This is a genomic window from Pantoea alhagi (assembly GCF_002101395.1).
In the GTDB taxonomy this organism is placed as follows: Bacteria; Pseudomonadota; Gammaproteobacteria; order Enterobacterales; family Enterobacteriaceae; genus Mixta; species Mixta alhagi.
Genome location: NZ_CP019706.1, coordinates 2,268,014 through 2,281,098, shown reverse-complemented (window position 1 = coordinate 2,281,098; position 13,085 = coordinate 2,268,014). Strand labels below are relative to the sequence as shown.

11 protein-coding genes are annotated in these 13,085 nt (G+C 58.0%); 5 read left to right on the top strand and 6 right to left on the bottom strand.

Annotated elements, in window-relative coordinates:
* Window positions 1-34: 34 nt before the first annotated feature.
* Window positions 35-268: a hypothetical protein gene (locus B1H58_RS10645; RefSeq protein ID WP_167373285.1), complete on the bottom strand. Its 234-nt coding sequence runs from the start codon at window positions 266-268 to the stop codon at window positions 35-37.
* On the opposite strand from B1H58_RS10645, the gene ftnA reads away from it, so the two are divergent.
* Complete coding sequence (gene ftnA / locus B1H58_RS10640; RefSeq protein ID WP_085070119.1) at window positions 252-764, top strand: non-heme ferritin; 513 nt, start codon at window positions 252-254, stop codon at window positions 762-764. The genes B1H58_RS10645 and ftnA overlap by 17 nt on opposite strands.
* A 42-nt stretch (window positions 765-806) precedes the next feature.
* Here the strand turns inward: ftnA and B1H58_RS10635 are convergent, their stop codons facing one another.
* Window positions 807-3,644, bottom strand: coding sequence for a bifunctional diguanylate cyclase/phosphodiesterase (locus tag B1H58_RS10635; protein WP_085070118.1), 2,838 nt, complete (start codon window positions 3,642-3,644; stop codon window positions 807-809).
* Window positions 3,645-3,847: 203 nt separating this feature from the next.
* On the bottom strand, window positions 3,848-5,344 hold the full coding sequence (gene pdxR / locus B1H58_RS10630) for a MocR-like pyridoxine biosynthesis transcription factor PdxR (RefSeq protein ID WP_085070116.1): 1,497 nt from the start codon (window positions 5,342-5,344) through the stop codon (window positions 3,848-3,850).
* Window positions 5,345-5,461: 117 nt separating this feature from the next.
* Between pdxR and B1H58_RS10625 the strand changes: the two genes are divergently transcribed.
* From B1H58_RS10625 to B1H58_RS10610, 4 genes are all read left to right on the top strand, one after another.
* Window positions 5,462-6,730, top strand: coding sequence for a 4-aminobutyrate--2-oxoglutarate transaminase (locus tag B1H58_RS10625; protein WP_085072286.1), 1,269 nt, complete (start codon window positions 5,462-5,464; stop codon window positions 6,728-6,730).
* Complete coding sequence (locus tag B1H58_RS10620) at window positions 6,727-8,181, top strand: NAD-dependent succinate-semialdehyde dehydrogenase (protein ID WP_085070114.1); 1,455 nt, start codon at window positions 6,727-6,729, stop codon at window positions 8,179-8,181. The genes B1H58_RS10625 and B1H58_RS10620 overlap by 4 nt, the downstream gene beginning before the upstream one ends.
* A gap of 18 nt (window positions 8,182-8,199) precedes the next feature.
* Window positions 8,200-9,450 (top strand): aromatic amino acid transport family protein, encoded by a 1,251-nt coding sequence (locus B1H58_RS10615; RefSeq protein ID WP_085070113.1) that lies wholly within the window; start codon window positions 8,200-8,202, stop codon window positions 9,448-9,450.
* 155 nt (window positions 9,451-9,605) lie between these two features.
* Window positions 9,606-10,556 carry a LysR family transcriptional regulator gene (locus B1H58_RS10610; protein WP_085070112.1) on the top strand — a complete coding sequence of 317 codons (951 nt, stop codon included), beginning with the start codon at window positions 9,606-9,608 and terminating at the stop codon, window positions 10,554-10,556.
* Here B1H58_RS10610 and mdcH read toward each other — a convergent pair.
* Genes mdcH through B1H58_RS10595 form a run of 3 tightly spaced genes read right to left on the bottom strand, consistent with a single transcriptional unit; the run spans window position 10,522 to window position 13,010 of the window.
* Window positions 10,522-11,424, bottom strand: a complete 903-nt coding sequence (gene mdcH / locus B1H58_RS10605; RefSeq protein ID WP_085070111.1) for a malonate decarboxylase subunit epsilon — start codon at window positions 11,422-11,424, stop codon at window positions 10,522-10,524. The genes B1H58_RS10610 and mdcH overlap by 35 nt on opposite strands.
* Window positions 11,424-12,047 carry a malonate decarboxylase holo-ACP synthase gene (locus tag B1H58_RS10600; protein WP_085070110.1) on the bottom strand — a complete coding sequence of 208 codons (624 nt, stop codon included), beginning with the start codon at window positions 12,045-12,047 and terminating at the stop codon, window positions 11,424-11,426. The genes mdcH and B1H58_RS10600 overlap by 1 nt, the downstream gene beginning before the upstream one ends.
* Window positions 12,048-12,050: 3 nt before the next feature.
* Window positions 12,051-13,010 (bottom strand): AEC family transporter, encoded by a 960-nt coding sequence (locus tag B1H58_RS10595; RefSeq protein ID WP_085070109.1) that lies wholly within the window; start codon window positions 13,008-13,010, stop codon window positions 12,051-12,053.
* Between the last annotated feature and the right edge of the window lie 75 nt (window positions 13,011-13,085).

Genomic DNA, 13,085 nt, shown 5'->3' with positions numbered 1-13,085 from the left:
AGGTGCCCGCCGCCGTTTTCCAGCATCCGCGTCCTTACCACTCCAGCATCGTTATACGGCGTGAAAGCAGCATCAGCGCAACGGCAAGCGTGGCAAATGCGGCTGAAAATGCGAATAAGCCGCATTCAGATAGTGAATTAATTATCTTTAAAATCAGTAAATTAAAAGCAAAAAAGCGTACTCCTTTCAGCAGCTTTGCTGCATAATTCAGCATAACACTTTTCATCTGCCCCCTATTCTGAGGAATCACTATGCTGACCAATGACATGACCGCGCGTTTAAACGAGCAGCTCAACCTGGAGTTCTATTCTGCAAACCTTTATCTGCAAATGAGCGCCTGGTGCAGCGACAAAGGTTTTGAAGGCGCAGCGGCCTTTCTGAAATCTCATTCGCGTGAAGAGATGGAGCATATGCAGCGCCTGTTTGATTACCTCAGCGATACCGGCGCGATGCCGGTGTTAGGCAGCATTGCTGCACCGCCAGTGGCTTTTAACTCTTTAGCAGACGTGTTTGAGCAAACTTATGAGCATGAACAGCTGATTACCCGTAAAATCAATGAACTGGCGCATGCGGCGATGACCACCCAGGATTACTCAACTTTCCATTTCCTGCAGTGGTACGTTGCGGAACAGCATGAAGAAGAGAAACTGTTTAAATCGGTGCTGGATAAGCTGGCGCTGGTAGGCAACAGCGGTAAAGGCCTGTTCTTTGTGGATAAAGATCTGGCGAAAATGGATGGTGAAAGCCACGGTCCATCCGCTTGATTTATGACTGCCCCGACGCGAATCGCCGCGTCGGGGCAGCAATTACAGCACCGTTAACCGCAGTTCAGACGGCTGCGGTCGGCCAAAGAAGTACCCCTGAAACAGCGTACATCCCTCCTCCTTCAGCTTATCGAACTGCTCACGACTCTCCACGCCTTCAGCAGTGATCTGAATATCCAGGCTGCGGCTCATGCCGGTAATCGCACGGATAATCGCTAACGCTTCACGGCTGTCGCTCATATCATTGATAAACGAACGGTCGATTTTGATTTTATCAAACGGGAACGAGCGCAGGTAGCTTAACGAAGAGTAGCCAGTCCCGAAATCGTCCAGCGCAATCAGCACGCCCAGCGCCTTCAGGTTTTGCAAAGTGCGAATATTGCCCAGCGTATCATTCAGTAGTACCGACTCGGTGATCTCCACCTCCAGCCGCCACGGCTCCAGTCCTGACTCACGCAGCGCGCCTTCGACCAGTGAAATCAGCGTGCTGTTTTTAAACTGCACCGGAGAGAGATTAACCGATACCGTTTGCCCGCCCGCCCATTTTTTTGCCTCATGGCACGCTTCATACAGGGCCCATGCGCCAAGGCTATGGATCAGCCCGGTCTCTTCCGCCAGCGGAATAAATTCAGCCGGCATAATCAGCCCTTTTGAGGGATGATGCCAGCGCATCAGCGCCTCGTAGCCGATAATCGCATGCTGCTCGCTGTTGGTGATCGGCTGATAATAGAGCCGCATCTGATTTTCGGTGATCGCCTCGCGCAGATCGTTTTCCATGCTGCGTCGCGCCCGCGCCTGAACATCCATCTCCTGAGTAAAATATTCATAGCGGTTACGCCCGTTGCGCTTGGCTTCATACAGCGCCATATCGGCACAGCGCAATAGCTGCTCAGGTGAAGCCAGCTCGGCATCGGCAAAGGCAATGCCGATGCTCAGCCCCACCGACAGATTATGTCCGTCCACATTGATTGGCGGACGCACTATCTCGATTAATCGCTGCGCCACCATGCTCGCTTCCTGCTGGTTGCTCAGACCGGGCAGCACAATGGCAAACTCATCCCCCCCGATGCGCGCCAGCGTATCCTGCTCATTCAGCACGGCACGCAGGCGCTTGGCGATCACGCGCAGCAGCTCGTCACCCATTTGATGCCCCAGCGCATCGTTAACGTTTTTGAAGTTATCCAGGTCAAGACAGAGCGCCGCCGTTTGCCGCTCGCCCTGACGCAACGCGTCGTTTAGCCGCTGACGAAACAGAATGCGGTTGGGCAGGCTGGTCAGATAATCGTGATGCGCCATATGATGAATTCGCGCATCGGCGGCGCGCTGATCGGTGACGTCATCGACAATCAGCATCACATATTGGGTACGCGCATCGCCGCCGCGAACCGTGGCCGCCCGGGTATGCAGAATGCGCTCGCCGCTTGCGGTAATCAGCTGACGTTCGCTTTGATGGATCCTTTCGCTACGCAAGGCCGCATCCGCCAGCACGTTAAAGTAGTCGCTCAGCTCCGGCGGCAGACACTCATGCGGCTTTTTCCCTTGCATACTGTTTTTCTCAACGCCAAACAGCTGCTCGGCCTTGCGGTTCACCAGCAGGAACTCACGTGAAACGGCATCTTCTACCAGCACGCAGGAAGGAATGCTGCTGATGATGGTATCGAGAAAGCGCGACATGGCGGTCATACGTTCACTCTGCGCTTCAGCCAGATCTTTGGCGCGCAGGATTTGCTGCTCATATTCACGCCGCTCAGTAATATCGCGGGTAATTTTGGCGTAGCCTATAAGCTTACCGTTCTCGTCGTGAATGGCGTCGATCACCACATGCGCCCAGAACGCGCTGCCATCTTTACGATAGCGCCAGCCCTGATCCTCAAAGCGGCCTGTGGTGCGCGCAATATTCAGGTTGGTCATCGGCGTCTTGTTCTGACGATCCTGCGAACTGTAAAACAGCGAAAAATGCTGACCAAGGATCTCCTGTGCCGTATAGCCTTTGGCACGTTGGGCGCCCGTGTTCCAGTTCACGACGTGACCGCCCGGATCCAGCATATAAATGGCGTAATCGGTGACGCTCTCCACCAGCAGCCAGAATTTTTCCTCTTCTGCGCGCCGCTCGCGTTGTAGTTCACGCTGCTCGGTGCAGTCGCGGGTGATTTTTGTATAGCCGATCAGCTTGCCGTTATCATCATGGATGGCGTCAATAATCACATGTGCCCAAAAAGCGCTGCCATCTTTACGATAGCGCCAGCCTTCATCTTCAAAACGGCCGGTGCGAAAAGCGGTCTGAAGATTTTTTTCCGGAATATAGGCCATGCGTTCCTGCAGGCTGTAGAAAGTGGAGAAGTGTTTGCCGACAATCTCATCCGCCGTATAGCCTTTGGCACGCTGAGCGCCAGCGTTCCAGTTCACCACCACCCCATCAATATCAAGCATATAGATAGCGTAATCCGTAACGCCCTCAACCAGCAGACGGAATCTTTCCTGCTGCTCGCGCTGCTGGCTAAGCTGCGCCTGCTGTTGGGTACAATCGCGGGTAATCACCGCAAATCCCATCAGCGTGCGATCGTCAGCATAAATGGCGTCGATCACTACGTGTGCCCAGAACGCGCTGCCATCATGGCGATAGCGCCAGCCTTCTGTCTCCAGCCGACCCTGGCTGGCGGCAATAACCAGATTGTTGGCCGGAACCCCTTTTAACTGTTCAGCTTTATCATAAAAAATGGCGATGTTTTTACCGATGATATCTTCCGGCGAATAGCCTTTGATATGCTTAGCGCCCGTGTTCCAGTTGGCAATGGTGCCGTCGGGTTTGATCATGTAGATCGCGTAATCGATTACGCTTTGCACCAGTAGCCGATAAAGTGTATCTGGATTCTCGTTCATCCTGTTGCCCGATGGCTGCCCAAATAAGAGATTTGGGTGGGTTGGCGATGGCAACGTAGTGTCGCTGGCTGACCAGCGCTACGCTAAAGAAAAATTTATCAATTCTCCCGAAACAAAGCTGTCGGGCAAACTGTTGCCATACATATCGGCAAGGTTGATAAATTTTTCAGCTACTTATTGTTGAAATAATCTTAACAAAAGAATTAAGCCAGATTTCCTGTGTGGGTAATTCCATACTCGGTGAGGATTTGGCGCAGCGTGTTAAAGGCTGGCAGCATATTCTTCTCTTCTACACAGGCAAATCCCAGCAGCAGCCCGCGACGCGTCTGGCCCTGCATATAATATTGCGACAGCGCCCGCACCTTCACTCCGCGCCGGAGCGCGCTGGCGGCAATGCTTACATCGTCGCATCTCTCGGGCAGATTAAGCACTAAATGCAGCCCGGCGTCATGATTGAATTCACGGATAAAGCTCTCACCGAGGTAGCGCTGGATCAGGCCGATCAGAAAAGCACGGCGCTTGCCATACAGCAGGCGCATTCGCCGAATATGCGCAACGTAATGGCCTTCGCGGATAAATTCCGCCAGCGCCCGCTGGATCAGCAGATGACCGCCGCGATAAAGCTCTGCTGCCGCAATACGCAGCGGATGAACCAGCGCCTTTGGCACCACCAGATAGCCAATGCGCAGCGCCGGATAGAGCGTTTTACTGAAGGTGCCCATGTAAATCACCGGCGCGTCTGGCTCCAGCCCCTGCAGCGCCGGAAAAGGCTGACCGGAGAAGCGAAACTCACTGTCGTAATCATCTTCCACAATCCAGCTGCCGTGCTGGCGCGCCAGCGCCAGCAGTTGGCGACGGCGCGCCAGGCTCAGATGCGCGCCCAGCGGATATTGATGCGAAGGCGTAACAAATACCAGCCGTGGCGCCAGCCGATCGTTAACCGGCACGATGCCCTCTTCATCCACCCGCATCGGCACCGGCTTGAGTCCGTTAATACGCAGCAGATTGCGTGTTCCCCAATAGCCGGGTTCCTCGATCCACACCCGATCGCCATTGTCGCACAGCAACCGCGACACCAGATCCACCGCCTGATGGATCCCTTCGGTGATCAGGATCTGATCGGCCTCGCAACGCACCGATCTCGCCACACGCAGGTAGTCCGCCAGCGCGGCGCGTAACGCCTCGCAGCCCCCGGCGCTGCTGTAGGTCAGGCGATTGACTTCTGGCTGACGGTTCAGGCGCGCCTGAATGCGGCTGAACTGCGCATGTGGAAATGCGGTCACGTCCGGGACGCCAGGCACAAAAGCGCCCCACTGATGCGGCGATGCGCTGGCATAGCCCAACAACGCCGTACCACGTGCGGAAAGCTTAACCGGTGAAAACGGCACTTCCGGGGCCGGGAGCGGCTTACCGCCCGCATTCAGGCAGCTGTCCGGCAGCGTACCGGCAACCCAGGTGCCACTGCCGGTACGCGCCTGCACATACCCTTCAGCCAGCAAATGTTCATAAGCGTTAAGCACCGTATTACGCGATACCGCCAGCTCACGCGCCAGATCGCGAGAAGCAGGCAGGCGGCTGTGCGGCGGCAATACGCCTTCAACGATCGCGCTACGCAAACAGCGGAACAGACGCTGATGCAACGCGCCTTCGGTCTCCTGCTGCAGACGCTGCAAAAGGTGATCTCCATACAGGCTGTGCAATTGGCTCCCTCCTGTTGTTCTCAAATGGCTCTCGTCACCGACAGTGGCTCCCCGCTAAATAAACGTGATTAGGCCCCTTTTGTAAACAAACGATAACAATGAGGTAACGCTATGGACATAAAGAATGCGGCACTGAACGAGCGCAAACAGCAGGCTACCCCACGCGGCGTCGGCGTTATGTGCTCATGGTTTGCCGCGCGGGCGGAAAACGCCACGCTGTGGGATGTGGAAGGAAACGAATATATCGATTTCGCCGCCGGGATTGCGGTACTGAATACCGGTCATCGCCATCCGAAAGTGATTGCTGCAGTCACAGAGCAACTGGCGCATTTTACTCATACCGCTTACCAGATTGTTCCTTATGAGAGCTATGTGGCGCTGGCGGAACGCCTGAACCAGCGGGTGCCGGTTAACGGCCCGGCAAAAACCGCTTTCTTTACCACCGGCGCGGAAGCGGTAGAAAACGCAGTGAAAATCGCCCGCGCCAGCACCGGCCGCCACGGCATTATTACTTTTGGCGGCGCGTTTCACGGCCGCACCTTTATGACCATGGCGATGACCGGCAAAGTGGCGCCGTATAAGCGGGATTTTGGGCCGATGCCTGCCGCGGTATTCCATGCACGCTATCCTGTGGAACTGCGTGGCATCAGCGTTGACGATGCGATGGCCAGCCTGGACGCGATTTTCAGCCAGGATATCGCGCCACAGGATGTTGCCGCCATTGTGCTGGAGCCGGTTCAGGGCGAAGGTGGTTTCCATATCGCCCCTGCCGATTTTTTCCAGCGCCTGCGCGAGTGCTGCGATCGACACGGTATTTTGTTGATTGCCGATGAAGTGCAAAGCGGCTTTGCCCGCACCGGCAAGCTGTTCGCCATGGAACACTACGGGGTCAAAGCGGATCTGATTACCATGGCGAAAAGCCTGGCGGGCGGTTTGCCGCTATCGGCGGTTTCCGGCCGTGCCGAAATCATGGATGCGCCAGCGCCGGGCGGCCTTGGCGGCACTTACGCCGGTAACCCGCTGGCCATCGCGGCGGCGCATGTGGTTCTCGACGTGATTGATGAAGAGCAGCTGTGCCAGCGTGCCACGCAGCTGGGCGCTGAACTGGTAGAGGTGTTGCAACAGGCCCAGCGCGCCCTGCCCGCGATAGCGCAAATCCGCGCGCGTGGTTCCATGGTCGCCGTTGAGTTTGCCGATGCCAACGGCCAGCCGAATGCCGAACTGGCGCGTTCGGTGCAGCAGCACGCGATGGCGCAGGGGCTGCTGCTGCTGACCTGCGGTCAGCATGGCAATGTCATCCGTTTTCTTTATCCGCTAACCATTGAGGAAACCACTTTCCGTCGTGCGCTGACGCTGCTGCGTCAGGCGCTGGAGGCGCAGGCATGATTAACGCCCCGCTAAAAGCACTGCTCGATCATCCTGACGTTAGCCTGACGCCGCAAAGCAGCAACTGGCTGGCGGTAACCGATGCGGCAACGCGTGAGCCGCTGGCCTGGGTTAAAACCCACGACGCGACAGCGGTTAACGCGGCGATTGCCCGCTCTGTCGGGGCGCAGCGCCGGTGGCAGCAACAAACGGCAACCGCCCGCGCCGACCTGTTGATGGGCTGGTATCAACGAATACAGCAGCAGCAGGAACCGCTGGCGCAGCTGTTGACCGCCGAACAGGGCAAACCGTTGGCGGAGGCGCGAGGCGAGATTGGCTACGCCGCTTCCTTTATTCGCTGGTTTGCTGAACAGGCGCGGCGCACCGATGGTGCCATTCTGCCCTCTCCACTGCCGCAACAGCGTCTGCTGGTGCTGAAACAGCCGGTGGGCGTTTGCGCCGCTATTACGCCGTGGAATTTTCCCGCCGCGATGATCACCCGCAAAGTTGCGCCCGCGCTGGCCGCTGGCTGTTCCATGCTGGTTAAGCCCGCCGAACAGACGCCGCTGACCACATTTGCGCTGGCGACGCTGGCGGCTGAAGCGGGATTGCCTGCGGATCTGCTGCTGATCCTCTGTGGCGACGCGGTGAACGTTGGCCAGGCGCTCTGCGCCAGCGACAGCGTACGCAAGCTGAGCTTTACCGGCTCGACGGAGGTGGGCCGCCTGTTGATGGCACAGTGCGCGCCGACGGTGAAAAAGCTCTCGCTGGAGCTGGGTGGCAACGCGCCGGTGCTGGTGTTTGACGATGCGGATCTGGAGCAGGCGGTACAGGGCATTATGCTCAGTAAATTCCGCAATAGCGGCCAGACCTGCGTCTGCGCCAATCGTATTTACGTGCAGAGCGGGATCTATCAGGCATTAAGCGAACGGCTGGCGCAGGCGATCGGTGAACTGCAGGTGGGCGATGGTCGCCAGCCCGGCGTAACGCAGGGGCCGCTGATTGACGATACCGCCGTTGCCAAAGTGCAGAGCCACATTGACGATGCCTGTTCCAAAGGCGCCACGCTGCGGCTCGGCGGCGGTCGCGACGCGCGCGGCGGCAGCTTCTTTCAGCCCACGCTGTTAACCCATGTTACGCAGCAGATGCGCGTGGCGCGTGAAGAGACCTTTGGCCCGCTGGCAGCGCTGTTCCGCTTCGAGAGTGAAGCAGAAGCGATCGCCATGGCGAACGACACTGAATTCGGTCTGGCCGCCTATCTCTTTACGCAAAATGCCTCCCGCCAGTGGCGCGTCAGCGAGGCGCTGGAGTATGGCATGGTCGGCGTGAATACCGGGCAGATCTCCAATGAAATCGCCCCTTTCGGCGGTATCAAACACTCCGGCCTGGGTCGCGAAGGCTCGCAGGCGGGGATCGATGAATATCTGGAAAGCAAATATCTCTGTATGGACATCTCTTCACCAGGCGCCTGAGCGCACTAAGGAGTTCCCATGTCATACGAAACATCCTGGCCCGCATCCGCCAAAACGGCCACCGCGCGCGCTACAGGCGTAAAGGCCAAACCGCTAAGCTTTGTGGAAGGCGTGGCGATGATTGTCGGCACCAATATCGGCGCGGGCGTGCTTTCTATCGCCTACGCCGCCCGCAAGGCGGGCTTTATGCCGCTGCTGTTCTGGCTGGTGGTGGTGGGTCTGTTTACCACCGTAACGATGCTTTACGTGGCGGAAGCCACGCTGCGCACCCGCGCGCACCTGCAACTGAGCGGCCTGGCTCGCCGCTATGTGGGTCGCCCCGGCAGCTGGCTGATGTTCGCTTCCGTATGTGTTAACTCGCTGGGCGCGCTAACCGCCTATATGAGCGGCAGCGGCCGGCTGCTGCAGTCGCTGCTGGGATTGCCGCCTTCGCTGGGCAGCCTGCTCTTTTTCCTGCCCGCAGCGGGCGTGCTCTGGCTCGGCCTGAAGGCGATCGGCCGCAGCGAAAAAGTGATCTGTATCTGTATGGTGCTGATGCTGCTGTTGCTGGTTGGTGCCACCTTTCTGCAGCCGGTCACCCAACTGGCGCATCTGCTGGAAGGCAACTGGCTTTATATGATCCCGGTATTTAACGTGGTGGTTTTCTGCTTCTCTGCGCAGTACATCGTGCCGGAGATGGCGCGGGGCTTCAGTAATAAGCCGGAACAGCTACCGAAAGCGATCGTTACCGGCATGGCCATAACCTTTGTTCTGCTGGCGCTGGTGCCGCTGTCGGTTATTGCCCTTAACGGCCTGGCGAATGTCTCTGAGGTCGCGACGCTCAGCTGGGGCGAAGCACTGGGTAACTGGGCCTTTTTCTCCGCTAATATTTTTGCCCTGTTCGCCATGCTTACTTCTTACTGGGGGCTGGGCGGCAGTTTACTGACCAATATCGGCGATCGTTTTAACTGGCAGGTGGATAGCGCGGCGCGTCAGCGGCTGATGGCGATGCTGCTGGTGGTGCTTCCGCCGTTTCTGCTGGCCTATAGCGGGCTGGTATCCTTTGTCAACGCGCTCTATATCGCTGGCGTATTTAGCGGCGTGGTGCTGTCGATTATGCCGATGCTGATTTTACAAAATGCCCGAAAACAGGGCGATATGCAGCCGAGCTGGCAATGCCGCGCATGGCTGACCCATCCGATCATCAAAAGCGTCATCGTGCTGCTCTATCTCGCCAGTGCGATCTATGCCATCGCCTCGCTGTTTAATCTGCTGCCCTCCGGCTGGTAACGGCTTTCTGCCTCTCCGCCCGACCCGTTCGCCGGTTCGGGCTTTTTCGCCGTCTGTCGTCTATAACCATTCACTGAGGAAATCAAAATTCCGCCTTGTTAAACACGTTATGCTGTTCCGGTTTTCACTAATTTATTGACCAGACAAGGCTCCGCATGAAAATTGATGCTGATATTAGCTTTCGCAAACTGGAAATCTTTATCGCCTTTATGGCCAGCGGCAATATTGCCCGTACCGCCGAACAGCTGGATTTAAGTAACGTTAGCGTGCACCGCGCGCTGCATACGCTGGAAGAGAATGTACGTTGTCCGCTGTTTATCCATCAGGGCCGCAGCCTGAAGCCGCTGGCCGCCGCCCATACCCTGCTTGAATATGCGCAGGGGGCGGTGGATATCATGGAGAAAGGGATTATCGACGCGCGGCAGAAGGCCGGACTGGGTCAGAAACGGATGCGCATCGGCACCCTCTATTCGCTGACGCTGGAAACCGTGCCGCGCCTGATTATGGGCATGAAACTGCGCCGTCCCGATCTGGAACTGGATCTGACGATGGGTTCTAACCAGCTGCTGCTGGAAAAACTTCAGCTGGGCGAGCTGGATGCGATTTTACTGTCGGTAAATGACAGCCAGATCGACACCCGGCGACATGAGGTGCTGCCGCTGTTTGAGGATAATATTTATCTCGCCGCCCCTGCCGAGGCCAGGCTGAATGAAGGGGGCAGTGCTGACTTACGGAATTACCGTCAGGAAAAGTTTGTTTCACTGGCCGAGGGATTTGCCACTTTTCACGGCTTCCAGGAGGCGTTCGGCGTGGCAGGTTTTGATGCCAATATTGTGATGCGGGTAAACGATATTTTTTCCATGTTGAGTCTGGTGCAGGCAGGCGTTGGCTTTGCGCTGGTGCCGGGCAGAATGCGGCGGGTGTATGAAAACAGCGTACAGCTGCTGCCGCTGGCGGAGCCGTACCAGATGCGCCAGTTGATCGCTATCGTGTTCGATCGTAATCGCGAACACGATCCCAATCTGCTGGCGCTGGTGGCCGAGGGGCGAATGTACGCCCGCGAGGTGCTGGCTAACGCTGAGCGCGTGCCTGAGCCGCCAGCCTGAGCACCAGTGCGACGCCCGCCTGCTCCAGCGACAGCGCATCACCGCGCGCCAGCGGTTCACGCGCCAGTCCGGTCAACACCGCACCGGGTGGCATTTCGATCGCCAGTCCCACGTCGCGTTCGTTGGCCGCTTCCATTGCCTCATGCCAGCGCACGGTGCGCGCCATATTCATTGCCAAATCGTCAGCGATCTGTGGCGGCTGCCACAGCAAACGCGCGCTGCTGCCGCTGAGATAAGCACAGCGCGGACGCGTCAGGGTAACCTGCGTAAAGGCCTGCGCCAGCTGCCGCGCCGGTTCGTCCAGCAATGCGCAGTGCGAGGGCACGCTCACCGCCAGTCGGTGCACTTTCTGCGCGCCGTGCGCCACCGCCTGTTGCGCCACCTTCTGCATCGCCGCTTCGCTGCCAGCAATCACCATTTGCTGAGCCGCATTAATGTTCGCCAGGTAGCAATCACCCAGCAACGGTTCAATCTCGCGCTGGCGCAGGCCGGTAATCGCCGTCAGGCCATAGCCGGACGGATAAGCCTGTTCCATCAGTTCACCGCGCAGCGCCACCAGCCGCAGCGCATCGTCAAAGTCGAGCGCCCCGGCTACCACCGCCGCCGGAAAAGCGCCAATGGACAGACCGCTAACCATATCTGGCTCCAGACCCTGGCGCGCCAGTTCACGCGCCCAGGCGACCCCGGCAATCAGCAGGCAAAGCTGAACGGCGCGGGTATGACGTAGCGCCTGCTCACTGTCCAGTTGAGAGGCATCTTCGTTTAGCGCCACGCTGGCTTCCTGCAACAGGCGCTCGCCATCCGGCAACCCCTGAAGCATGCCCACCCGCTGCGGCCCCTGCCCGGGAAACATAAACAAAATTTTCATCAGTCCGGATCCTCCATTTTTGCCTGCCAGGGATCGCTAACCAGCCGCGGCCCCCGGTTGGTTTTTAGCAGCGCCCTTCCGTCGCGCAGCCACTCATTAAGGGCAAAAGCGCCGTTGGGCGTTTCCACCTGGGTATCTGCCCGGCACAGCAGGCGCGTCACCTGCTGCTGCCAGCGCTGAAACGCGGTTGGCGGCAGCGGCTGCGGTGCGCGGATCAGCAGATCGAGATCGCTGCCGCTGTGCAATACCGGCACATCGGTCGCCAGCGCATAACCGCAACTGCCGGTCACGCCCCACTGCCATGGCCATGACTGCTGCGCCAGCAGGATCGTTGCCTGCACCGGAGGCTGCGAAACAAAAGGGGAACGCAGCAGCTGCGGGAGATCCACCAGCGATTCCGGCGTCACGCGGCGCGCAATGGCCCCGGCAGCAAGCCAGGCGGCGGCACGCCGTTCACGCCCCATGCCACGGATCCCCACGGCGATAAGCCCATCCGGGTGCCAGTCGCGGCGCACCACCAGCGGCAGCGCAGGCTGCCACTGCTGTGCGACCCACTCAGGCAGTTCGCCTGTCAGCGCCTGCGGATCGTTAAGCCAGATAAGGTCGTGGGGGCGCGGTAACATCAATTACATTCCTGCGGTTAAAGAGATAAATAACGGCAGCGTGACGATACAGAGCACTGAGCTAATCAGCAAGGCGGCTTCCGCATCGGGAGACTGCACGCCAAACCGGTTGCCAAACACCACGCCGAAAAAGCCGGCAGAGAGCGCGATCATCAGAATTGCCGTAATCGCCAGTGAACCGTGCAGGCCCATCATCAGTACCAGCGCCCAGGCGATCAGCGGCTGGATCAGCAGTTTAGTGACGCTGGAGAGCGCAACCGCACCATTCAGCTTCAGCTGACGCGCCGACAGGATCAGACCGGTCAGGAACAGCGCGGCGGCAGTAGCGGCCAGGCCCAGCGGTTTAATCGCCGTCAGCACCAAATCAGGCATATGAATACCCAGCGCCGACAGCACCACGCCCAGCAGCGGCCCCCAGACGATCGGCTTTTTCACCGAGCGCCACATCAAAACCGGCAGCATGGTCAGCGACGAGCCCTGCACCGTACCTGCCGTACGCGCTTTTTCACGTTCCAGAATCAGCAGACAGAAAGGCGTCATCAGCACCGAGCCGCAGGCGATAGAGACCGCAACCGAAAGCGAAGTGCTGCCTGACTCGCCCAGGACGCTGCCCAGAATCGGCAGACCCAGCGCGGCATAGTTCGGCAGTGCAACCGTCAGCGTCAGCACGGCGGCGTCCTGCGGCGACTTATGGAACCACTTAATGCAAATAAAGTAGATAGCGGCGTAGGTGATCCACATTGCCAGCGTCAACACCACCACCAACGGCATCTGTTCAACAATGCCGCTCCAGGGCGTCTGCACGGTGGCGCTAAACAGCGCCGCCGGCAGCGCAAAATCCATCACAAAGATATTCAGTAAAGCAACGTTCTTGTTATCCACCATTTTTGCCTTACCGGCCATAAAGCCTAACAGCATAATGATGAATATAGGAGCAAGTGCGTGGAGAATGATATATGTCATATTTCACCTGTATAACAAGGAGTTGTAATTAGCACAGGTGCGATGGTTTATTATTTTTACAGGCTACTCATTATG